Below are 24,597 nucleotides of genomic sequence, written 5' to 3' on the forward strand. Positions count from 1 at the left end.
GGAAAAGATTTACTCTTTGCTATCTTTCCCTTTTTAAGCAAAAAAAAATCCCATTCCCTACTACAGGGAATAGGATTTCCTATCTTTATTTTTCTGGTTCATTTAAGGATTTTGTTTTATGACTTACACTCAATATATAACCACCCGCAAGGATAAGAAGAAGAACAACCCAAAATATCACTTTCCAAGCAATTGAATGTGGGAAATCCTCGTCTAAAATACCAACCTGTGGATGTGCAAGAGTCATCACGCCTAGTTTTACACCAACCCAGCCTACAATCATAAATGCTGCTGTTTCAAATGAAGGATATTTCTGTAATAACGAAACAAACCATTGTGCAGCGAATCTCATAATAATCAAACCGATAATCCCACCTAAGAACATGACCGCAAATTGTCCTGCATTAATGCCTCCGATAGAAAAATCTCCCATGTGAGGCAAGGTAACAGCAAGTGCAACAGCTGCCAACATTGAATCTATCGCAAACGCTAAATCTGCCATTTCTACTTTCACTACTGTTGCCCAAAATCCTGAAGCTTTCTTTTGTTTAACAGAATCTGAAGAACCTGTTTGATGCTTTTTCATATCATACAGATGCTTTCCTGAAACAAATAGAAGATAGATTGCACCTATTGCTTGTATCCACCACCACTTTACTAAAAAAGTGATTAAAAAAAGTGCTGCAAAGCGCAATACAAACGCACCAATCAAACCATAAAAGAGCGCCTTTTTTTGTTGAAGTGGCGGTAGATGTTTCACCATTACAGCCATGACCACCGCATTATCTGCCGCAAGCAGACCTTCTAATACTATTAATATTAATAGTACCCATCCGTACTCTAGTAAAATTGTTTCCATAAAAGTTATTTCCTCCCTTAAATTTGAAAATAAAAAGACCTCTGCCTATAAAAGGCAAAGGTCTCGCTTAGCATTCGTCATTTTTGGATGCTTCTCATAACCGATGGCGTTGCTGCCATGTAATGACGATTATGAGGTAGGTTTCCCTATAGCTACTCCCCTTTGACATGTGTCAAAAGAAGTTATACAGTTTGTTAACTCAGTATAGCAAAAAGTATTCAAAATGTAAATGCATTTTTGTAGATGAAAACATTTGAATTACAATAAGCTATATAAGCGAATATCCGGATTTTTATCATTAAACCAACGCATAGCAAATTCATTTTCGAATAAGAATACGTAGTTGTTAAAACGGTCATGCACTAGCATGCTGCGCGGGCCGGACATTGATTCTTTGACATCTTCTTCGTTTTCAATCCAACGGGCAATTTTACTGCCAATTGGCTCCATATGAACATCTACATTGTATTCATTTTTCATACGGTTTTCGAAAACTTCAAATTGAAGCTGCCCAACAGCACCCAAGATCACATCTTCTGTGTGTAGAGTTTTATAGTATTGGATGGCCCCTTCTTGCACCAACTGCTCAATACCTTTATGGAAATGCTTAGACTTCATAACGTTTTTAGCTGTTACACGAACAAACAGTTCAGGTGTAAACTGCGGAAGCTTTTCGAATTGGAATGTTTTCTTTCCGCCGACAATCGTATCACCGATTTGATATGTTCCGGTATCATAGAGACCAATAATATCGCCTGCTACCGCTACATCAACAGTCTCGCGGTCATCAGCCAAAAATTGAGTAGATTGTGTCACTTTAAAGGATTTTTTCGTACGAGATAAAGTGATGTTCATACCGCGTTCAAACATACCTGATACAATCCGGACAAACGCAATACGGTCCCTATGCGCTGGGTTCATATTTGCTTGAATTTTAAAGATAAAACCTGAGAATTCTTGATCCAACGGCTCTACAATTGTTTCCTCTTCTGTTAAACGAGGCTGAGGCGTAGGTGCGAATTCTAAATATGTTTCTAAAAATGTTTGAACACCAAAATTTGTTAAAGCAGAACCAAAGAATACAGGTGTTAATTCCCCTCTTTTGATACGCTCTTTTGAAAAGCTATTTCCCGCTTCATTCAACAGCATAATATCATCCATTGCTTGCGTATAGTAGGATGTTTTTTTCATCTCATGGTCAACAGCAAGCTCGCCGTTTTCATCTAACGGTAAAAAGCGTTCATCTTCTTCTGTACGGAATTGTTCAATTCGGCTATTGTAACGGTCATAAATGCCAAGGAATTCTTTCCCCATACCGATTGGCCAGTTCATCGCATACGATTCAATGCCCAATACTTCTTCTAGTTCTTCCATTAATTCTAAAGGCTCTTTACCTTGACGGTCTAATTTATTGATGAATGTAAAGATCGGAATACCTCGCATACGGCAAACCTTAAATAACTTCAACGTTTGGGCTTCAATCCCTTTCGCTGCATCAATAATCATGACAGCACTGTCAACAGCCATTAACGTACGGTACGTATCTTCTGAGAAGTCTTGGTGTCCAGGTGTATCCAAAATGTTTACACGGCAATCATTATAGTCAAATTGCATAACAGAGGAAGTAACAGAAATCCCCCGTTGTTTTTCAATCTCCATCCAGTCAGATGTCGCAAATTTGCCAGATTTCTTCGCTTTGACAGTACCCGCATCACGAATAGCACCACCAAAGTATAATAATTTTTCGGTCATCGTTGTTTTACCAGCATCCGGGTGAGAGATAATGGCGAACGTACGACGGGCTAATATATCTTGTTCAAGCTTAGCACTCATATTGTAATCTCCTTTATTTCTTTAAATAGTGATTTTTATCTGGGATCTATAGTTAGTCTACATCGGATTCATCCTTTAATATTTTTCACTAAGTGAATTTTTATATTTTAATTTTAATGAAAGATTTGGAATACCTTCACAATCAGTTATCCCATTTTCTTGTAGAATTATAACTTCGCCGTTTTTTAATTAAAACTTAACCTTGCAATTATATCAAAAAAAGTGAGGGTATTCATACCCTCACTTTTCTTAAATGATGTAATTTTAATTATCGATTAGGTAAGTTGAATTTTTCCCTTGCAGCTGCTAGTGCAATCTCTGCATCGCTGTGCGGGTATTTTTCATTGCCAATGATTTGATAATCCTCATGACCTTTCCCTGCAAACAAAATAACATCGCCGGGTTCAGCCACTTCGATTGCATGGCGTACAGCTTCTGCACGATCACCGATACAACGATATTGATCATGCTGCATCCCTTTTTCTAAACCACTTAGAATGCTGCCATATTCTTCATAGCGCGGATCATCTGTCGTTAATATAACATAATCAGCTGCAGAGGCTTTTTTAGCCATATCCGGACGTTTTAATTGGTCACGGTTGCCGCCTGTGCCTATTAGAAAAATGAGCTTATTTTTCTTATATGGCATTGCAGCTGTAATAGCTTTTTCAATTGCATCAGGTGTATGAGCATAATCAACGAAGATTTGTATAGGGAAATTCTTTGGCGATACTTGTTCCATACGGCCTTTTACAGGTTTTAATTGTTCTAGCTGTTCAATAATTTCTTGTACTTTATATCCTTTGCAATATAATGCGGCTGTAGCAGCTAAAGCATTATAAATATTAAATTCGCCAAGCAATTGCAATTCAACACTAAATGTTCCTTCTGGCGTTACCATGTCAAAATAGGTGTGATGGTCATGATACTCACAGTTAATGGCTCTAAACAATGCGTCTTCATTGTGCAGACCATAAGTCCATATTGGATATGGGGTAAGACCCGCATATTTTTCAGACCACTTATCATCTGCATTTAATACAGCATGTTTATCTTTCTCAAGATCTTGGCCAAGCTGAGAGAATAACAAACCTTTTGCATTTCCGTATTCCTCCATCGATCCATGGAAGTCAAGATGGTCATGTGTTAGGTTTGTAAAAATAGCAACATCAAAGTCTACGCCCGCAACACGGCCTAAAACAAGACCGTGAGAGGAAACTTCCATTACCATTGTTTCACAGCTCTCCGCTTTGGCGCGGAATATCATTTGTTGTGTAGATAATGCATCACTTGTTGTGTTGCCTGATTCGTATAAAATTCCGTTCAAATTAAAGCCAATAGTTCCTTTTAATGCAGAACGAACGCCAAGCCCCAATAAAATATTTTCGATCATTGTAGCGACACTTGTTTTGCCGTTTGTTCCCGTCACTCCGAACATTATCAAGTCTGTTGATGGATAGTCAAAAAACCGTGCTGACAAAAGGCCAAGCGCTCGATTTGTATCGCTAACGATGACTTGCGTTACATCTCCTGACAAATCAAGTTGCTTTTCAGTAACGATAATAGTAGCACCTTGGTCAACCGCATTCTGGGCAAAGTCGTGCCCATCGACTGTATAACCTTTAATGCATATAAATATACTTTTGGGTTCTACACCACGAGAATCAATCGCAATGTTTTTTATTTGATCTGGCAATGTTCCAATGACTTTTTTACTCGGTAAACATTGTAATAACTGTGTTGCTTGCATTCTTTATTTCCTCCTATTACTCGTCACACATGGTTGACGCCACATACGCAGATACAAGTTGAGCTGTATTCTTAATTGAATCAATATGTGTCCGTTCATACGCGTGAGATGACTCAATCCCTGCACCAAATAATGCATGCCGTATATCAAAACCAGCGCGAATGGCGGCAGAAGCATCTGAACCATAGTAAGGATAAATATCTAGTTTGTAATCTATGTTGCTTTCTTTTGCGAGCTTGACTAAATGCTGTGTCAGCTCATAGTGATAAGGACCGCTTGAATCCTTCGCACAAACGGAAACAGTATATTCATCAGATGATTGTCCGTCACCAATCGCTCCCATATCTACAGCTATATATTCGACAACCTCAGAAGGTATGCTTGCATTGCCGCCATATCCAATTTCCTCGTTGTTTGAAATATAAAAATGCGTTGTATACGGCAATTCGATCTTTTCAGCCACGATTGTTTTCACGAATTGAAGCAGTATAGCTGCACTTGCTTTATCATCCAGATGTCTAGATTTAATGAAACCTGTTTCAGTTGCTTCATAACGGGCATCAAAAGAAACAAAGTCGCCTACTTCTATACCGATTGATCGGCTGTCCTTTTCATTAAACACCTTTTCATCAACTCGAACTTCGATATGTTCCTCATTGCGGGGTAGCTCGCCTGCTTTCTTGTATACGTGAACAGATGTTTCGTGCATGAGAATGGTACCTCGGATTTTTTTGCCGGAAGCCGTATGGATGGTACAGGACTCACCCTCTACAGCATTCCATCTGAAACCGCCCACCATCGTCAGTGCCAGGCGACCGTTTGATTTGATTTCTTTTACCATAGCGCCCAATGTATCAACATGAGCTGTCAGCAAGCGATGGCGTTGCGTATTCTTGCCTTCAAGTGTAGCAATGACAGCACCCTTATTTGTTTTGATGAATGGAACATTATTATCTTCCAAATATTCACTAATAAAATTCATAATTTTTGTTGTATAGCCTGATGGACTTGCAATATTCACTAATCTTTCTAGCAATTCAACTGTTTCTTCTTCGTTAAATCTATTTTTCAATGCAATTCCCCCTACTTGTTCTCTCATCATATCAAAATAGGACATTTTACGACAACGTAAAATCATGTATGATGGAAGTATGAAAATATTTAGTACTTCCGAGGTGTCTTAATGAAGCACTCTACCATATTAAGAAAAAAGAATCGCTTCGTACTGTTAATTTTAGTAGCGGCGACCATTTTTCATACATTGATTAATTTACTTGGATTAATAGATGATGGCCAACTCTTAACGCTTTCGTCTATTCTATTTTGTATCTGTATTGGTATATTAACCTATTTTAAGATTGATGAACGACTGATTTGTATTCTGTTGGCAATGGGACTCAATTCATTTGTTGTACTGATTAATCTATACTTTAATTATACACATCATTTGGTCCTCTTTATATTATTACTTTTTATCTTAGCTATCTATCATTCTTTTTGGCTGAATTTTGCTATGATGTCTATCTCATTGATTGAATTTTATTTTCTATTAAAATTTCATTATGAGCCCTTTTCTAAATTCTATAATTCAACAGATATGACGATATTCTTTTTAATTTTTATATTCTTAGCGGTAATTGGAATTATTCAAAGCAACTATTTGAATTATAGATGGAAAAAGGTTGAACAAGTAGCTGAAGAGAAACAGCAAGAATTATTGTCAAAAGAAGGCTACCTGCACCTATTTTTTGAAAATGCGAAAGATAGTATTGCCGTTTTTGATTTGGAAGGACGTGTAGTAGCAGTAAACCCTGCTTTTGAAAAATTGTATGGATGGCGTAAAGAAGAATGTATTGGAAACGAGATTCCGCTTGTTCCACCAGAAAATTTAGCGTATGCAAATGAGCGTTTACGCCATTTGTTAAATGGAGAAAGCTTCCATTTATTCGAGACAAAGGATATGAAAAAAGACGGTACTTACTTTGATGCTCAAGTAACACTTTCACCAATACTTGACGATGAAGGCAAGGTTATTGCCACATCTGTCATTACTAGAGATATATCCTATAAAAAAGAAGCCGAACAAATGCGAATCCAGTCAGAAAAGTTAAAAGTTGCAGGTGAAATTGCTGCTGGGGTCGCTCATGAAATTCGTAATCCTTTAACGGTGATTTCTGGTTTTGTTCAAATGATGAATAATGAGCAAAATTCGCCTTACACCTACTATACAAATCTAATTAACGCAGAGATTGACCGTATAAATTTAATCATTAGCGAGTTCTTAGTTCTGTCGAAACCTCATTCAAAACAAGTGAGAGATTTTGATGTTAAACATGTGGTATCTGATATCTTATTATTGTTCAAACCAGAGTTACAAATGAAAAATATTTGTCTACTAGAGGATATTCCGGATAACAATATTGTATTAAGAGGTGACTCTAATCAAATCAAACAGGTCTTAATTAATTTGATAAAAAACGCAATCGAAGCGATTGAAACTGATGGCACCATTACGATTTCGATTAAAGAAGCAGAAGAAGGTTATTGTGCGATTCGAGTGGCAGATAACGGGCAGGGAATGTCTGAGGAAGTCATTCAACATATTTTCGAGCCATTTTATACAACAAAAGATGCTGGGACAGGGCTTGGTATGATGATCTCTGAAAAAATCATTCAAGAGCATAAAGGTTGGATAGAAATCAACAGCAGGGTTGGAGAAGGAACTGAAATATCCATTTTCCTAGAAATGCTGTCTGAATCGTAAGAAGTTACAATAAAGCTATTTTGTATTTAGATAAAATTTTGATACGAGGACTGAAAAGTCTCCCTTTTAGACAACTGCGAGTATGGAATGTGAAATCGTTCTCATACTCGCTTTTTTTATGGAAGACGTTGCCACTGTTCAAGACAGGCTGTACCATTCTGCTCAACAACATAGCTAATTTAAACATATGAAAAGAGGCAATTTCTATCCAAAAACAGAATAGCTATTGCCTCTTTTTATAATAATTACTTGATCTAAAAGGGTTGAGCCTATTCTTGCATTTGGCTCCGAATATATTCACGGATTATCGGCAAATCTGGTGGGCTTATGTTAGAAGGGATACTATTTATATGAAAGAATTTTAAGTCCGCAACCTCGTTTTCTTCTGCCTTTATGATTCCTTTATAATCTTTACATATATAAGCTGCTACTACATTATATACCTCATCACCATGAGGATATTGATAGTAAAGATCTTGGCCAGAAAAAACCTCTAATAGCATTAAATTGTTTGCAGTTAATCCTGTTTCTTCAAATAACTCTCTTTTGGCAACTTGTTCTAATGTTTCCCCTATCTCCATAGAACCACCGGATAACCCCCAACAATGATTATCCTTGCGAAGTTGCAACAATAGCTCATTTTTGTTATTAATAAGAATTACACATGCACCTACCATGATTAAAGGTCGACTGCCCACTATATTTCTTAATTCCTTAATATATCCCATACCAACCTCCGATAGCCTAAAAACTAATCTCTCTATTTAGTACCTTCACGTCCAAATGCTATTGTTTGAATATTTTCCTTATCAAGGAATGCTTCTATTTTTTTCTGTTCTTTGCCATTGACTACCCCATTTTTCTCAATGAGTGAACCAATGTTTAATTTAGAAAAATCCCCATCACTAACCTTATCAATTATTGTGTTTAATTCATGAATATATTCGTTTGAAGCCGTTATATACCGACTGATTCTTTCAGATTCTTCTTGATACCCTTCCGGTAAGGTATTATTCGAGATATATTGTGAGAAGGATTCATCATTTTCTTTTATAAGCTTGTTAATCCTGTTCAGCTTTTTTGATTCACTTTTAGATAATTTCTCACCGTCATAAATATTGTCCTCAAATGGTTCACTAGCACGTTCTAATTTTTCATCACTATCTAGGTAGGTTTGTATGCTACGTTTCATTTCCTCTTTGTTAAGAGTTTGATTTTTTTTGGTTGAATTGAAAACAGTACGCGGAATTTTCACATCTGCAATAAGTGGTGTATCGTCTTCCGCATCATCGATATATTCTTTCTGAGAACAACCACTCAGTGCACATACAATTAAGAAGCCATAAACAATTTTCCTCATATATTTATTCTTCTCCCCCTTAAGCATAGAGATTTCTCATTTATCCTTTATCGCAAAACTGTGCGAATTAACTTTGCCTTTTGCTTATAAGGTGGATACAATAAATTATTCGCTAGTTTACTAGATCGTTTAAGAATAGATTTTGGATGTGTAAAGCATTCAAAACTAGCCTTACCGTGATAATTGCCGATACCTGACGGACCAACTCCCCCAAATGGCAGGTGGGTATTCCCGACATGTGCCATCGTATCATTAATGCACCCTCCGCCAAACGGCAATTCATCTAAAAAGTATTGAATGGCTTTTTCGGTCTCAGAAAAGAAATAAGCCGCAAGCGGTTTTGGCTTCTGCTTGATCCGATATATAGCCTCAGGCAAATCATCATACACTAATAAAGGAAGGATCGGACCAAAAATCTCATCTTCCATCACAGGATTATCCCATCTAATATCTTGTAAAACAGTAGGTTCAATATACAAATCTTCTCTGTCTACATTCCCGCCAAACAAGAGATGTTCCTTTTCCTTTGTGAGCAGTTGATTCAGCCGATCGAACTGCTTAGTATTGATAATACGTCCAAAGTCCGGACTCTCTTGTGGATTGGAGCCATAAAACTTTTGCAGCGTTTTTTTCAAATGGCGGATGAATGTTACTTTCACTGATTCGTGGACAAGCACATAATCCGGTGCCACACATGTTTGGCCTGCATTTAAAAATTTTCCCCACACAATACGTTTCACCGCTACTTCAATATTAGCTGTTTGATCTACAATGACCGGGCTTTTACCACCTAGCTCAAGCACGTGTGGTGTTAATCGTTCGGCACATGCTTTGGCTACGATTTTCCCTACTCCTACACTACCTGTGAAAAACACAAAATCAAAAGGTGCATGGATAAGTATGGATGTTTCCTCCACTTCGCCCTCTACCATACGTACATAACGTTCTTCAAATGTTTCTTCAACTATTTTTTGTATGACAGCTGCTGTGTGTGGAGCAGACTCTGATGGCTTCACAATTGCTGTATTTCCACCAATAATGGCGCCAATCAACGGCTCCATAACAAGCTGGAATGGATAATTAAATGGGCCAATGATTAATGAAACACCATATGGCTCTCGAACCACCATACTTTTGGCAGGTTGGAAATAGATTGGAGTAGGAACAGCTATAGGATGCATCCATTCTTCTAAATACTTCAGCATAAAACTGATGCTTTCTAATACAATACCGACTTCTGTCGAGTAAGCCTCAAACTCACTCTTATGTAAATCTTGATTTAAAGCGCTCATTATTTCTTTTTCGTTTCGTTGAATGGATCCCTTTAATTTCTTTAACTGTTCCCTACGGAATTCCAGTGTTTTTGTTGCACCCGACATATAATATTCTCGTTGCAAAGCGATCATGTTTTCAATATCTTGTACAGTAAAATTCGCCATAAAATCCCTCCTACAAAGTATAAAAAAAACCAACTTATCCATACTAATTTCAGCTAAATAGAATGTTGATTTTGCCAGTACGCACTGTCTTTTTTCAAATTGTACCATTTGTGAAAAATGAATACTAGTCGCGAAGGGAGTCATTAATATGATAAAAACAGACACTTGGTGGGAATCTTTATTTTCAGGGGATTTATCAATTGGACTATCACTGGAACGTCAACAGGAGCTAGAAGATGAAGGATTTTTGTATTTGCAAAATACAGAACGTTTTGAACGACAAGATGAGTTAACGATCTAACATATACCTTCATCTTACTTCAAGCATGTATACGCAACTATCCGTATACATGCTTTTTTCACTTTCAAAAAAAGGTGGAGACAGGAATGAACAAAAGTATCCAAATTTATAAAAGAGATATAAAAAATATTGTCATAAACAGTAGTTCAGCCATTATCATATTGGGGCTAATTATTCTACCCTCTCTTTATGCTTGGCTTAATATCGCTGCTTCTTGGGATCCTTACGGAAAAACCAATCAGATCCCCGTTGCCATTGTTAATGAAGATCAAGGAGCAACAGCTGGGAACCGCTCGTTTAATGCAGGGAAGGAATTAGTAGAGCAACTAAAAGGCAATCATGATATGGATTGGAAGTTTACAACAAGGACTAAGGCGTTGGATCGTTTGAATAATGGAGACTATTTCTCTGTCATCATCATTCCTAAAGGGTTTTCTAAGGAACTAGCGACTGTCACAAGCGGGCAGCCCCAACGCGCCAAGATGGATTACTTTGTAAACGAAAAGATTAATTCTATTGCTCCGAAAATCACCAGCAAAGGTGCTAGTGTTTTAGTCGAATCAATGAGCAGCAAATTTATCGGAACAGTGAATGGTATTATCTTTGATATTATGAACAGGCTTGGCGTAACGATGCAGGAAGAATTGCCTGATATCGAAAACTTTAAAAATTTGGTTTTCACTCTAGAAAGAGATTTACCGTCTATTTTCAACAAGCTTCAACGAGCGCAAAAGGACCTCAATAGCGCTGGTCAAATTCTTCAAAAAGCTAAAAAGGATTTGCCAGAAGCAAAGGCTTTAACACAAGATGGTCTTTCCACGATCAATCAGACATTAACTTTCATCAATAATGCAGAAACAAAAATAAATTCGCTCAAACCCCAAGTAAGAAATGATGTTGAAAAAATCCAGCATATTGCTACATCTGCCCAAGATCTCATTACAGCCTTAAACAACGATAACTTCACGCCTGCCACTTTGACTGATATGCATAATAAACTGAACCAGCAAGCGAGTACTGCACTTGAAAGATTGACCGCTATTCACACTGCCCTGACAACACTGCAACAAAACAGCAATAATCAACAAACAACGGAGGACCGTCAAGCGTTAGACAAAGCTTTACAGCAAACAGCCAATGCTCAACAAGCCATGGAAACCCTGCAGCAAAATATACAATCAAACACAGACCAAGTACAAGGGCTTTCTCAAAGGGTTGGAAAGCTACGGGAGTTTTCAGATACTGCCCTCACTGGCCTAACGAATTTTACGAATGAATTCGACAATGTTATTCAACCTACAATCGATTCACATATCAACCATATAAAAGAGATGCTAACAGGAGCGAAGGGTATATTGACAGATATCCAGTCCACTTTCCCTGAAATAACACGCTTATTAAACGTATCTGATAGTGCATTAGCTAGCACCAACCAAGGATTGCAAAAAGCAATTGCTGATTATCCGCTTATTCATAGTCGTGTACAAAAGCTCGCCAATCAAATACGCAGTTTCGAGAAAGAAACAAATCTTAACAGTGTCATCCAATTGCTCATCAATAATCCGACCGCTGAAAAGACCTTTTTTGAAGAACCTATTAAGATGAAAGAACATCGCGTATTCCCTATCCCTAATTATGGCACTGGCATGGCTCCGTTTTATTCTGTCTTGGCCATTTGGGTTGGCGGACTACTGCTTGTTTCATTATTGGCGACAGACGTAGAGGATAAGCAATATACTGTTCGAGAAGTATACTTTGGTAAGCTGCTGACATTTTGGACGATTGGCCTTTTGCAAGCGCTAATTATTGTATTAGGCGACCTTTTCCTCTTAAAAGTCTCCGTACAAGCACCGCTTCCTTTTTTACTCTTTAGCTTATTTATCAGCATTGTATTCATGACCATTGTTTACACGCTCGTTTCAGTCTTCGGAAATATCGGAAAAGCCTTATCCATTGTCCTGCTTGTATTGCAGCTGGCAGGTTCAGGAGGAACATATCCTGTCGTTTTGCTACCCAAGTTTTTCCAGATCATTAATCCTTACCTTCCCTTTACCTACGCGATTTCCTTGGCTAGAGAATCTATTGGCGGGATCATTTGGCAGAAGGTCATTTTAGACTTAACCTTCCTAGGTGGCGTCTTGCTATTTATCCTGTTATTTGGAAGTATTTTTAAAAAGCAAATGCAAACCATGACTTTAAAAATGACCGAGAAATCCAGAAAATCTGGTTTATTCCACTAAATCTACGTATTTCACATCAAAACGATACAACGTATTGACATTTGATGTTTTGAAAATTATGATAGATGGAGATTCTTACACAAGTAAGACTCAATAATCTCAAATAAGAGCCTTGCACAATTCCTGTGCAAGGCTTTTGTTTGCACTTTATCCTACAAATGATTCATTTCAGTAAAAATAGCTTGTCTTTTTTAAAAACCGTACTATAATATACAATTAGGTGCCAAACCTACGTGAGATTTATTCGTAAATCATCACAAAAAGGAACTCCATAACAGCACGGATTGCTGGGAGTTCTTTTCTATTAGCAGGCAGATGAGCGCCTGCTTTTTTATTTTGATTTGAAATTCCATACCATCTTTTTCTTCAGAGAAAACCTCCAAAGTTATTCTACATACAAACAATCCATACACAATAAAAACTGCCAACTCCAAAAGAGATTGACAGCCTAATTCTATTAAAATATTAAGTTTAGTATAAAATAACAAATGGCAGCTAAGGCAGCCGACGTTGGCATCGTAATAATCCATGTCATAACAATTTTGCGGGCTACTCCCCATTTAACGGCTTTTACTCGTTGTGCCGCGCCTACACCCATAATAGATGAAGAAATAACATGAGTTGTACTTACAGGCAAATGGATCAGCGTCGCACCGAAGATAATGGACGCGGATGCTAAGTCTGCAGCCGCTCCATTAATTGGCCGAAGCTTCATAATTTTGCCGCCTACAGTTTTGATAATTTTATAGCCTCCGATTGACGTACCTAACCCCATCGCAGTAGCTGCTGCAATCCGCACCCATGTTTGAATTTCATCGCCTGTTTGCCAGCCTGCAGCAATTAACGCCATTGTCATAATACCCATAGCTTTTTGGGCATCATTAGTGCCGTGTGTAAATGATTGAATCGCTGCTGTACAAATTTGCAAGTAGCGGATCCCTTTATTGGTCTTATAAAGATGTGCCTTTTTAAAGATGACTTTGAAAAGAGACATCACAATGAATCCCATGGCAATCGCAATGAACGGCGAAAGAAGCAATGCTTCCAAAATTTTAAGGAAACCACCGTAATTCAAGATGCTAAAGCCTGCAGCTGCAATAGCTGCACCTGCAATCGATCCAATGATGGCATGCGAGGAACTAGATGGAATACCGAAATACCATGTCACTAAATTCCATATAATCGCTGCTATTAATGCTGCAAGAATTACCACTGACCCATTCTCTAAGGCGAAAGGATCGACAATATCCTTGGTAATGGCTTTCGCAACTCCTGTAAAAGTGATAGCTCCGATAAAGTTCATTACAGCAGCCATCATAACAGCTACTTTTGGCGATAATGCTCTTGTGGATACTGAAGTGGCAATCGCATTAGCTGTATCGTGGAACCCATTGATAAAATCAAATGCTAAAGCGAAAATAACAACGAGAACTGTTAATAGTATGATTGAATCCATGCTGCACTCACTTTCTATGCATTACGCATAATGATGGTTTCCATTGTATTTGCTACTTTTTGACATTCATCCGCAATATCTTCTAGTTGCTCGTAAATATCTTTAAATTGAATAATGCGGATTGGGTCTTTTTCATGTAAGAATAACTGTTTAATGGATACACGCAGTACTTCATCACATTTACTTTCGTAATCTTTTATTAAAATTGCATTTTCACGCATGCTTGTTAGATTTTTATTTTGCAATTTCTCCATTGCTTTCACAATTTCATCTGTACTCTTCACAATATATTCGATAAATGTATTCATAGATTCATCAATATCTGTTAACGCAAACATATCAAAATGTGCAATACATTCTTCCATGCCGTCCAGTACATCATCCATGCTGTTGGCTAGTGCCAAAATATCTTCACGTTCAATTGGAGTCATAAACGATTTATTCAACATCACAATTAACTCATGAATCAACGTGTCACCGTCAGTTTCATACTTTTTCATTTTTGTGCTAATTTCCTGTAGATCCTCAAAATTTTTAATTCGAAAATCATTGGCAAAATGCAAGGCTTCTTGTACATTCACTGATATTTTAACTAAGGCATCAAAAAATGGATCTACTTTCTTTCGACTAAACATAAAATCCCCCTGAAAAAGTTAGTATATACTATGTGCTGTTTGCAAAAATAGCATATCAGTAATTAAAATAAATTGCTTGTAAATTTACACTACTTAATAGAACATTTACAATCCTGTAACATTACTTACTAACTTTTTCAATAATTTCGATTTTATTCTCTTATAAACCTGAATATAAACTTCAACAACAAAAAAACCAGCCGCTTAGAGTGCGGGCTGGTTCAGTTTCAATGCTCGGTTGCCGATATCATTTCGCCAATGCAAGCCATCGTTCTTAATTTTTTTAATTTCTTCATACACTGTTTTATGTGCATCCTCCAAATCAGTTCCTTCAGCTGCAACAACTAGAATTCTTCCGCCATCTGAAATCCATTTACCGTCTTTAGATTGAGCTGTTCCAGCATGATAGATATGTACATCAGAAGATATTGTTTCCATTCCATCAAGTGAAATTCCTTTTGTATAATCTCTTGGATAGCCTTCAGCTGCAAGAACTACGCCTAGCACTGCCTCTTCTTTCCATTCTAGCTCCATGTCTCGTCCATCTAAAACAGCTTCGATGGCCTCTGCTAAATCAGAACCCAGACGTGGCAAGACCACTTGTGTTTCCGGATCACCAAACCGAGCATTAAATTCAATCACTTTAGGACCAGCATCGGTTAAAATTAGCCCGGCATACAGTACACCAGTAAATGGGCGTCCTTCTGTAGCCATCGCTTTTGCGGTCGGCATCAAAATATGATCAAGCGCTTCCTGCACGATCTCTTTTGAAATTTGTGGAACAGGCGAGTATGCCCCCATTCCTCCCGTATTAGGGCCCGCATCTCCATCAAAAGCTCGTTTGTGGTCCTGTGCAATAGCCAATGGGTACACTTTTTCTCCATTTACAAAAGCCATGAAGGAAAACTCCTCTCCTTCTAAAAATTCTTCGATCACCAATTTTTCGCATGTTAATTCTGACAATGCCTGCAGAGCCTCTTCTTCTGTCATAGCCACTACTACACCTTTACCAGCAGCTAGGCCATCTGCTTTCAATACAATTGGTGCCCCTTTTTCCATAATGTAAGATTTAGCAAGAGCGAAGTCAGTAAAAGTTTTATAATGTGCTGTGGGGATGCTGTATTTTTTCATTAGATCCTTTGCATATGATTTGCTTCCTTCAATCTCTGCCGCTAGCTTTGAAGGTCCAAACGCACGCAGTCCAGCCGCCTCAAAATCGTCTACTAGACCCTCCATTAAAGGTATTTCAGGACCTACAATAGTGAAGGTAATTTGATTTTCTTTTGCAAATGCGATAAGTCCGATATGGTCATTTTCATGGACGTTACATAGTTCAGCAACATCGGCCATTCCTGGGTTTCCTGGTGCTACAAAAACTCTATCAACATGCTCGCTCTCCGCAAGTTTTCTTGCAATAGCGTGTTCTCTGCCACCACGTCCCACTACAAGTACCTTCATCCAATCACCTCATTGTTAATGTTTAAAATGTCGAACACCTGTGAATACCATGGAAATTCCATATTCATCCGCTTTTTGTATAGAATCCATATCTCTAATAGATCCTCCGGGCTGAATAATGGCTGTAATGCCCGCCTTAGCAGCAGCTTCTACTGTGTCCTCCATTGGGAAAAAGGCATCTGAAGCCATAATACTGCCTGCTGCTTTTTCTCCTGCCTGTTCTAAGGCAATGCTAGCTGCGCCTATTCGGTTCATTTGACCTGCTCCCACACCAAGTGTCATTTGATCGTTGGAGACAACAATTGCATTGGATTTAACATGTTTCACAACCTTCCAGCCAAATTTCAACGCCTGCCACTCTGTTTCAGTCGGCTTCCGTTTTGTAGGCACTGTAGTTGTCGTTTCATCCAGCTTGGCATTATCACTATCTTGTACCAACAGCCCGCCTTCAATGGAAGAGATTCTTCTTTCTACATTTGAACTAGCCTCAAATGGGATGGTTAACAGACGAATATTCTTCTTCGCTTTTAAGAGATTGAGCGCTTCTGGTGTAAATGAAGGAGCGATAATAATTTCCAAGAAAATGCCGCTGAGTTTCTCAGCTGTTTTCACATCAACGGTTCGATTTAAAGCCACTATTCCTCCGAAAATAGAAGTTTCATCTGCTTCAAACGCCTTAGCAAAAGCTTCGGCTATTGTGTCACCTGTACCTACACCACAAGGATTACTATGCTTCACAGCAACCGCCGCGGGTTCTGCAAATTCCTTGGCAATTTGAATGGCCGCGTCTGCATCATTGATATTGTTGTAGGAAAGTGCTTTTCCATGAAGCTGTTTTGCTTTAGCGATTGAGAAAAGAGAGCCTAGTGGCTTTTCATAGAATGCAGCTTTCTGATGTGGATTCTCTCCGTAACGCAAGTTTTGTTTTAATTGGTAAGTCACTGTTAGACTTTCCGGATTTTCCTCCCCTGATATCTCTGTCATATATTGGGCAATTATCGTGTCATAGGCTGCTGTATGGCGAAAAACCTTCGCAGCTAGCTTCCGATTTGTTTCAAATGAAACACTTCCTGTATCAGCTAATTCTAAAAGGATGCCTTCATAATCTGCTGGGTCAACAACCGCCGTAACATATTGATGGTTTTTAGCACTTGATCGAAGCATCGATGGTCCTCCGATGTCAATATTCTCGATGGCTTCTTCCCAAGTTACATCTGGTTTTTCAATGGTTTGTTGGAATGGATATAAATTGACGCAAACAAGCTGAATGGGTGCGATGCCATGCTCTTCTATCTGACGAAGATGGCTTTCTTCACCATGCTTTGCTAACAGTGCTCCATGAACCATTGGGTGGAGTGTCTTTACTCGTCCTTCCAAAATTTCAGGAAAACCGGTCACTTCACTGATGCCTGTCACTTCAATGCCCTCGTCCAATAGTGCCTTTTTTGTACCGCCTGTTGAAATAATTTCAAATCCAGCATTCTTTAAACCCTTCGCAAAATCAATAATCCCTTTTTTATCTGATACACTCAGCAATGCTCGTTTAGACATATGATTCCTCCTCAACCTATGTTTACATGCTCTTGTTGAAATAGTTCTTTTAAAACAGATGGATAAAGACGATGTTCTACTATTTGAATACGTTTCTTCAACGACTCTTCCGTGTCATTCTCATAAATTCGCACGGACTCCTGTGCAATGACAGGTCCTGTATCCATGCCTTCGTCCACATAATGGACGGTGACGCCTGTCTCCTTTGCCTTTGCATCAAGTGCCTGCCCTATTGCATCTTTACCAGGAAAAGCTGGTAGTAGTGAAGGATGGATATTAATGATTCGTCCTTCGTATTCCCGTAGAATGGTCGGTCCAATAAGGCGCATATAGCCAGCTAAAATGAGATAGTCCACTCCTTCTGCAAGTAGATGCTCTAGGATTACTTCCTCATATGCCTTTTTATCTTCGTATTCCTTTGGATTAAAGCAAAAAATAGGAAGTCCCAAGCCTTGTGCACGTTGTACAACATAAGCCTCGTGATGATCACAGACAAGAAGGGATGTTTTTATTTTTAGTTCTTTCTTTGCTTCAGCTTCCATGATGGATTGAAAGTTTGAGCCGTTGCCTGATGCAAAAATAGCAATCTTTTTCATTAGGCAAACGACACTCCTTCCCCTGCAACTGTTTCGCCAATAATATAGGCTTCTTCACCTGATTTTTTAAATTGAGCTACAGCACGTTCGGCATCTTCACGCTTCACGATCACAGCCAAACCAATGCCCATATTAAAGATTTGGTACATTTCATGTGTTGAGATTTGCCCTTTTTTCTGCAATAAAGAAAATATTGGGTGAACCTTCCAGGTGTCGAGTTTCACAGCTGCTCCTACTCCGGCAGGCAGCATGCGAGGGAGATTTTCTACAAAACCTCCACCTGTAATATGGGCCATTCCTTTGATTTCAAATTCTTGCATCGCAGCCTGAATAGCTCTTACGTAAATTCTCGTAGGTGTAAGCAGCACATCGCCTAGTACCCCATCAATCTCCTCAACATACTGATCCAAAGGCATATCTTCAACAACTTTTCGTACTAACGAAAACCCATTACTATGAATGCCGCTTGAAGCAAGTCCAATAATCGCATCGCCAGGCTGGATGGATGCTCCTGTGATTAATTGAGATTTCTCGCATGCCCCTACAGCGAAACCAGCCACATCATATTCATCCGCATCATACATGCCAGGCATTTCAGCTGTTTCGCCACCGATCAATGCACAGCCTGCTTGCTCACAGCCCTCTGCAATTCCTTTTACAATGTCTTCAATACGTTCCGGCACAGCTTTGCCCAACGCAATATAATCAAGAAAATAAAGTGGCTGTGCTCCCTGTACGACAATATCGTTTACACACATTGCGACACAGTCAATGCCGATTGTGTCATGGCGTCCCATCTTCATCGCTAGAAGAAGCTTTGTCCCAACGCCATCTGTACCTGATACTAAGACAGGTTCCTTTAAACCTAGTGTGGAAAGGTCAAATAGTCCGCCGAAGCCGCCAAGTCCACTCATCACTTCTGGCCTCATCGTTCTTGCCACATGTTTTTTCATGCGTTCTACGGATTCATAGCCGGCTTCAATATCTACACCAGCTTGTTTGTATGCATTTGCCATGGAATGACTCCTTTTTAGCATTTCTATTTTTTACCAATATTAATTGTTTGAGCGTCAGTTAGCTCCCAATTTTACTTCTTCTACTGTTAGATTTTCTGATACAGGTTCTGATGCCGGATAAATTTCCGTTGGGTATTGGCCTGTAAAACATGCTAAGCATTGCCCTCCATCTGCATAAGGCCTACCAATTCCCTTGACCATGCCCTCTACACTTAAGAAAGTAAGCGAGTCTGCTCCAATCAATTCACGCAGCTCCTCGACTGACAGTTTCGATGCGATCAGTTCGTCTTGCGTCGATGTATCGATACCATAAAAGCAAGGATTTTTAATAGGCGGTGAGCTGATACAAACATGCACTTCTTTCGCCCCCGCTTCTTTCAGCATGGCTACAATTCTTTTGCTTGTTGTTCCTCGTACGATCGAATCATCGACCATGACTACACGTTTACCTTCTACAACCCCTCTCACAGGTGAGAGCTTCATTTTCACCCCTTGCTCCCGAAGAGACTGTGATGGCTGGATAAATGTTCGTCCGACATAACGGTTTTTTATGAGGCCCATCTCGTATGGAATACCAGATGCTTCCGCATAGCCAATCGCTACTGAAACGCCAGAATCGGGTACCCCCGTCACGACATCTGCATGGATCACTGATTCTAGCGCCAGCTGTTTCCCCAAATTTTTACGCGCTGTATGAACATTAATTCCATCTACATTGCTGTCAGGACGAGAGAAATAAACATATTCCATTGAACACATCGAGCGCTGTGTCGCATGTGCGAATCTCTCAGAATGAATGCCTTCCTCATTAATGATCACAAGCTCACCCGGTTCAATATCCCGTATAAATTGAGCGCCGACGATGTCTAAGGCGCATGTTTCAGAAGCTACAACAACCGCATCGCCAATCTTTCCTAAAGACAATGGCCTAAGACCATGTGGATCAAGAGCTACCATCATTTCCGTCTCGGTCATAATTAAAAAAGCATAAGCTCCCTTTAACATCCCAAGCGCATTTTTAACACGCGTCTTCAAATCTGCGAAACCGCCACGTTTAATTAAATGAGCAAGAACTTCCGTGTCTGAAGTGGTCTGAAAAATGCTTCCCTGTGCTTCTAGCTGATCTTTTAACTGTGCCGCATTCACCAGATTTCCATTGTGTGCCAGTGCAAGCCCACCGCTTTGTGAGTTAAAGAGGAATGGCTGGACATTTTCATATCCGCCACCTCCTGCTGTTGCATAACGTACATGCCCAATCGCCGCATGCCCTGAAAGGCCTTGCATTTTTTCTGGTGTGAATATTTCTGTGACAAGCCCTTCGCCTTTTGCACCGGTTAGATTTTTTCCATCTGTTAAAACCATTCCGCATCCTTCTTGCCCTCTGTGCTGGAGACTATGGAGTCCGTAATATGTAATATTTGCTGCATCCTGATGGCCCCATATCCCAAATACGCCGCATTCTTCATTTAAACCCTTTAATTCAGCAAGCATGGGATTGCTCCTTTCCACACATCCTGCAATTCTTGGACAGCCGCATCTATTAGTAGCTCTCCTTTTTCGTTATGAACGATAAGCTTTGGAGTGGACGTCACTTTCCCGAGACATACTGCATCATCCATCACTGCTTCAAATGCAGCTTGATTCTCTTCCTTAATCGATAGAAGGAAACGAGATTGTGTTTCACCGAAGAGTGCTGCTGTTTCAATACCTTTTATAGATACTTTTGCTCCCAATTGATTTTGACCAAATAATGATTCAGCCAGTGCGATAGATAGTCCACCTTCAGAAATGTCATGAGCTGATGCAACAAGTCCTGATCGAATCGCTTGAAGCAATTGGGATTGGCGCTTTTGTTCGATTTCTAAATCAATAGCTGGGGCACTCCCAAAGATTTTTCCTTCTACCATCTTTTGGAGTTCACTTCCACCAAACTCTTCCTTTGCCTCGCCGATGATATAAATCAAATCACCCGCATCTTTAAACGTTTGTGTCGTGATATGTGCTGTATCTTCAATAAGCCCTACCATGCCTACTACAGGGGTTGGGTATACTGCTTCACCATTTGTTTCATTGTAGAGCGAAACATTACCGCCAATTACCGGCGTTTTCAGCGTTCTGCAAGCTTCGCTCATTCCGTCAGCCGCTTGCTCAAGCTGCCAGAAAATCTCTGGCTTTTCCGGGTTGCCGAAATTCAAGCAATCTGTAATAGCAAGTGGCTCTCCGCCGGAACATACAATATTTCTAGCTGCTTCGGCTACAGCGATTTTCCCTCCGTTTTCAGGGTCTAAGTATAAGTAACGCGAATTGCAGTCTGTTGTCATTGCAAGAGCCTTTTTCGTTCCTCGAATGCGGACAACTGCGGCATCAGAGCCCGGCGCTACGACTGTATTTGTTCTCACCATATAATCATATTGGTTGTACACCCACTCTTTGCTGGCAATAGTAGGCTGTGCCAAAAGATTCAAAAGAGTCTCTTTATAATCTGTAACCACTGGAACTTTTATGTTCATTGCTTGGAAATCGCGGAAAAACTGCGGCTCTTTTGATGGTTTATGATAGACTGGTGCATCCTCGGCAAGTGCATCCACCGGCACCTGTGCTACTTTTTCGCCCTGATGGAATAGTGTCAATTGGTGATCATCTGTTACTCTTCCAATAGATACGGCTTCAAGGCCATATTTCGAAAACAATTCGACGATTTCGTTTTCACGACCCTTCTTAACAACAAGTAGCATGCGCTCCTGTGACTCGGAAAGCATCATTTCATAGGCGGTCATATTTGTTTCGCGTTGTGGAACATGATCGAGATTCATTTCAATGCCAGAACCAGCTTTGCTTGCCATTTCGGCAGAAGAACTGGTTAAACCTGCTGCACCCATATCTTGTATGCCAACAAGCGCATCTGATTGAACAAGCTCAAGACATGCCTCAAGCAATAGTTTTTCCATAAACGGATCACCGACTTGAACGGCAGGGCGTTTTTCTTCGGATGCTTGGGAAAGCTCCTCTGAAGCAAATGTAGCTCCATGAATTCCATCGCGTCCTGTTTTTGCACCTACATACATGACAGTATTCCCTATGCCATGCGCTTGGCCTTTTTTGATATCCTTATGTGCAATTAAACCGACGCACATCGCATTGACAAGAGGATTGCCTTCATAGGAAGAATCAAACTGGATTTCTCCTCCTACTGTTGGAATGCCAATGCAATTTCCATATCCTGCAATACCTGCAACTACTTCTTTGAACAGGTATTTCACACGAGGATTTTGCAGTTCTCCAAAACGAAGCGAATTTAATAAAGCAATAGGGCGTGCTCCCATCGAAAAGACATCACGGATAATACCCCCTACACCTGTGGCAGCTCCTTGATAGGGTTCGATAGCCGATGGATGATTGTGGCTTTCGATTTTAAATACAACGGCTAAATCGTCACCGATATCGACAATCCCTGCTCCTTCACCTGGTCCCTGTAATACTTTTTCGCCTGTTACAGGAAACTTCTTTAAAATGGGCTTTGAATTTTTATAGGAGCAATGTTCTGACCACATGACAGAAAAAAGACCTGTTTCCGTGTAGTTAGGCGTGCGTCCCAGAATTTTTTCAACCAATGCAAATTCTTCATCAGATAATCCCATTTCAGCATACAAACGATTTTCTTTAATGGATTCAACAGTAGGTTCAAGCAGTAACGACATGTGATTCCCTCCAGCTCTTAACGATTGATTGGAACAGCTTCAGCCCGTCCTCTGATCCTAGGAGCGCATCTACAGCTCGCTCAGGATGTGGCATCATACCCAGCACATTGCCTCTTGCATTCATAATGCCTGCAATATTCTCGAGGCTTCCATTCGGGTTTTCTTCATGATAGGTAAACAGGATTCTATTTTCTTTTTTTAATTCTTCTAGTGTTTGATCATCGCAATAGTAATTTCCTTCACCATGTGCAATCGGAATGGAAAGCACTTCACCAGTTGTATATAGATTGGTGAAAGGAGTCTGGCTGTTTTCTACTTTTAGTTTCACATTTCGGCAAATAAATGAAAGCTGTTCATTTCTTCTCATCGCGCCAGGTAAAAGGCCTGCTTCCAATAAAATTTGAAATCCATTGCAGATGCCAAGCACAGGCTTCCCTTCCTCAGCTGCCTTAACTACCTGCTCCATGATAGTTGAAAAACGCGCAAGCGCCCCACTTCGAAGGTAGTCTCCATAAGAAAATCCTCCAGGAAGCAAAATGCCATCATAGCGATCTAGATTGTCTTCAGTATGCCAAACATAATCCACCTCTTCACCAAGCTCATCCTTGATGGCATGGTACATATCAGCATCACAGTTCGAACCAGGAAATACAATGACAGCAAACTTCATAGCGCGGCAACCTCCTTAATATCGTAGCGATAGTCTTCAATCACCGTGTTTGCCAGGAGTTTCTGGCACACTTCATTAACCAAACCATCTATATCTTGTTCTTTTTGATCAATGGTAAGTTCAAGATATTTACCAATTCGTATATCTTCAACTCCTTTATAGCCAAGGCTATGCAAGGATTGTTTTACAGCCGAACCTTGAGGGTCTAATACACTTTCACGCAATGTAATATATACTTGTACCTTATACATGGATTTCTTCCTCCAATTTCATGAGAATCGTTTGGTAAGCTTCTGTTAAACTGCCTAAGTCCCGGCGAAAGACATCTTTATCTAGCTTTTTATTTGTAGCTGTTTCCCACAGTCGACAAGTATCCGGCGATATTTCATCCGCAAGTAAAATTTCACCATCAGCTGTTTTGCCGAACTCCAATTTAAAATCTATAAGCGTAATGCCAAGCTCTTGAAAGAACGCACTCAACACCGCATTCACCCGCTGTGCATATTGTTTTAACACAATCACATCAGTTGGATCAGCAATCGCCAGTTCTTCAATATGATCTTCATTGAGCAGTGGATCGCCCAATGCATCATCTTTATAGTAAAATTCAACAAGTGGTTTAGAGAATGGCGTTCCCTCTGCTATACCGAGCCTTTTGGACAGACTACCGGCAGCTTTGTTTCGCACTACTACTTCCAATGGAATAATGGATACTTTCTTTGCAAGGTGCTCTCGTTCGGAAAGTTTCTGGATGAAATGAGATTGAATGTTTTCGCTATGAAGCTTTGAAAACAGCAAACTTGTAATCGAATTATTTAAAACCCCTTTGCCTGCAATCTCTGCTTTTTTCTCCCCATTAAAAGCAGTGGCTTCATCCTTATATTGTATTAGGACTACATCTTCCTGATCTGTTGCGTATATCTTTTTTGCTTTCCCTTCATATAACATCTCTCTCTTTTCCATTCCTGCCC

21 protein-coding genes are annotated in these 24,597 nt (G+C 39.7%); 3 read left to right on the forward strand and 18 right to left on the reverse strand.

Features of this window, described 5'->3' with window-relative positions:
* Nucleotides 1-85: 85 nt before the first annotated feature.
* From RST01_RS04660 to RST01_RS04675, 4 genes are all read right to left on the reverse strand, one after another.
* The gene (locus tag RST01_RS04660) at nt 86-859 is read right to left on the reverse strand and encodes a TerC family protein (protein WP_147194445.1); all 774 of its coding nucleotides are present in this window, start codon (nt 857-859) and stop codon (nt 86-88) included.
* Nucleotides 860-1,117: 258 nt separating this feature from the next.
* Complete coding sequence (locus RST01_RS04665; RefSeq protein ID WP_147194448.1) at nt 1,118-2,692, reverse strand: peptide chain release factor 3; 1,575 nt, start codon at nt 2,690-2,692, stop codon at nt 1,118-1,120.
* A 268-nt stretch (nt 2,693-2,960) separates the two neighbouring features.
* The gene (locus RST01_RS04670) at nt 2,961-4,442 is read right to left on the reverse strand and encodes a UDP-N-acetylmuramoyl-L-alanyl-D-glutamate--2,6-diaminopimelate ligase (protein WP_147194451.1); all 1,482 of its coding nucleotides are present in this window, start codon (nt 4,440-4,442) and stop codon (nt 2,961-2,963) included.
* A 16-nt stretch (nt 4,443-4,458) separates the two neighbouring features.
* Complete coding sequence (locus RST01_RS04675; RefSeq protein WP_147194454.1) at nt 4,459-5,514, reverse strand: M42 family metallopeptidase; 1,056 nt, start codon at nt 5,512-5,514, stop codon at nt 4,459-4,461.
* Nucleotides 5,515-5,625: 111 nt separating this feature from the next.
* Between RST01_RS04675 and RST01_RS04680 the strand changes: the two genes are divergently transcribed.
* Nucleotides 5,626-7,206 (forward strand): two-component system sensor histidine kinase NtrB, encoded by a 1,581-nt coding sequence (locus RST01_RS04680; RefSeq protein WP_147194457.1) that lies wholly within the window; start codon nt 5,626-5,628, stop codon nt 7,204-7,206.
* 269 nt (nt 7,207-7,475) lie between these two features.
* Here the strand turns inward: RST01_RS04680 and RST01_RS04685 are convergent, their stop codons facing one another.
* From RST01_RS04685 to RST01_RS04695, 3 genes are read right to left on the reverse strand one after another with little or no spacing between them, the layout of a single operon-like run.
* Nucleotides 7,476-7,934 (reverse strand): NUDIX hydrolase, encoded by a 459-nt coding sequence (locus RST01_RS04685; RefSeq protein ID WP_147194459.1) that lies wholly within the window; start codon nt 7,932-7,934, stop codon nt 7,476-7,478.
* 32 nt (nt 7,935-7,966) lie between these two features.
* Complete coding sequence (locus tag RST01_RS04690) at nt 7,967-8,566, reverse strand: NDxxF motif lipoprotein (protein WP_147194462.1); 600 nt, start codon at nt 8,564-8,566, stop codon at nt 7,967-7,969.
* Between the two features lie 47 nt (nt 8,567-8,613).
* On the reverse strand, nt 8,614-10,005 hold the full coding sequence (locus tag RST01_RS04695; RefSeq protein ID WP_147194465.1) for an aldehyde dehydrogenase: 1,392 nt from the start codon (nt 10,003-10,005) through the stop codon (nt 8,614-8,616).
* Between the two features lie 148 nt (nt 10,006-10,153).
* Between RST01_RS04695 and RST01_RS15925 the strand changes: the two genes are divergently transcribed.
* On the forward strand, nt 10,154-10,306 hold the full coding sequence (locus tag RST01_RS15925) for a hypothetical protein (protein WP_173668467.1): 153 nt from the start codon (nt 10,154-10,156) through the stop codon (nt 10,304-10,306).
* 86 nt (nt 10,307-10,392) lie between these two features.
* The gene (locus RST01_RS04700) at nt 10,393-12,546 is read left to right on the forward strand and encodes a YhgE/Pip domain-containing protein (protein ID WP_147194469.1); all 2,154 of its coding nucleotides are present in this window, start codon (nt 10,393-10,395) and stop codon (nt 12,544-12,546) included.
* Nucleotides 12,547-13,003: 457 nt separating this feature from the next.
* On the opposite strand, the gene RST01_RS04705 is transcribed toward RST01_RS04700, so the two are convergent.
* From RST01_RS04705 to purC, 11 genes are all read right to left on the reverse strand, one after another.
* Complete coding sequence (locus RST01_RS04705; protein ID WP_147194472.1) at nt 13,004-14,002, reverse strand: inorganic phosphate transporter; 999 nt, start codon at nt 14,000-14,002, stop codon at nt 13,004-13,006.
* A 14-nt stretch (nt 14,003-14,016) separates the two neighbouring features.
* Complete coding sequence (locus RST01_RS04710; RefSeq protein ID WP_066784901.1) at nt 14,017-14,637, reverse strand: DUF47 domain-containing protein; 621 nt, start codon at nt 14,635-14,637, stop codon at nt 14,017-14,019.
* A gap of 204 nt (nt 14,638-14,841) precedes the next feature.
* Nucleotides 14,842-16,095 (reverse strand): phosphoribosylamine--glycine ligase, encoded by a 1,254-nt coding sequence (gene purD, locus RST01_RS04715; protein WP_147194474.1) that lies wholly within the window; start codon nt 16,093-16,095, stop codon nt 14,842-14,844.
* A gap of 15 nt (nt 16,096-16,110) precedes the next feature.
* Nucleotides 16,111-17,646 carry a bifunctional phosphoribosylaminoimidazolecarboxamide formyltransferase/IMP cyclohydrolase gene (purH, locus tag RST01_RS04720; RefSeq protein WP_147194477.1) on the reverse strand — a complete coding sequence of 512 codons (1,536 nt, stop codon included), beginning with the start codon at nt 17,644-17,646 and terminating at the stop codon, nt 16,111-16,113.
* An 11-nt stretch (nt 17,647-17,657) separates the two neighbouring features.
* Nucleotides 17,658-18,242, reverse strand: coding sequence for a phosphoribosylglycinamide formyltransferase (gene purN, locus RST01_RS04725; RefSeq protein ID WP_147194480.1), 585 nt, complete (start codon nt 18,240-18,242; stop codon nt 17,658-17,660).
* Complete coding sequence (gene purM / locus RST01_RS04730) at nt 18,242-19,258, reverse strand: phosphoribosylformylglycinamidine cyclo-ligase (protein ID WP_147194483.1); 1,017 nt, start codon at nt 19,256-19,258, stop codon at nt 18,242-18,244. The genes purN and purM overlap by 1 nt, the downstream gene beginning before the upstream one ends.
* Nucleotides 19,259-19,312: 54 nt before the next feature.
* Complete coding sequence (gene purF, locus RST01_RS04735; RefSeq protein ID WP_147194486.1) at nt 19,313-20,749, reverse strand: amidophosphoribosyltransferase; 1,437 nt, start codon at nt 20,747-20,749, stop codon at nt 19,313-19,315.
* Nucleotides 20,734-22,956 carry a phosphoribosylformylglycinamidine synthase subunit PurL gene (gene purL, locus RST01_RS04740; protein ID WP_147194489.1) on the reverse strand — a complete coding sequence of 741 codons (2,223 nt, stop codon included), beginning with the start codon at nt 22,954-22,956 and terminating at the stop codon, nt 20,734-20,736. Before purL ends, purF begins: the two co-directional genes overlap by 16 nt.
* A complete protein-coding gene (gene purQ / locus RST01_RS04745; RefSeq protein ID WP_147194491.1) occupies nt 22,940-23,626 on the reverse strand; it encodes a phosphoribosylformylglycinamidine synthase subunit PurQ in 687 nt (228 codons plus the stop codon). Before purQ ends, purL begins: the two co-directional genes overlap by 17 nt.
* On the reverse strand, nt 23,623-23,877 hold the full coding sequence (gene purS, locus RST01_RS04750) for a phosphoribosylformylglycinamidine synthase subunit PurS (RefSeq protein WP_147194494.1): 255 nt from the start codon (nt 23,875-23,877) through the stop codon (nt 23,623-23,625). Before purS ends, purQ begins: the two co-directional genes overlap by 4 nt.
* On the reverse strand, nt 23,870-24,589 hold the full coding sequence (gene purC, locus RST01_RS04755) for a phosphoribosylaminoimidazolesuccinocarboxamide synthase (protein WP_147194497.1): 720 nt from the start codon (nt 24,587-24,589) through the stop codon (nt 23,870-23,872). The genes purS and purC overlap by 8 nt, the downstream gene beginning before the upstream one ends.
* Between the last annotated feature and the right edge of the window lie 8 nt (nt 24,590-24,597).

It is taken from the genome of Rummeliibacillus stabekisii, assembly GCF_007988965.1.
Lineage (GTDB): Bacteria > Bacillota > Bacilli > Bacillales_A > Planococcaceae > Rummeliibacillus > Rummeliibacillus stabekisii.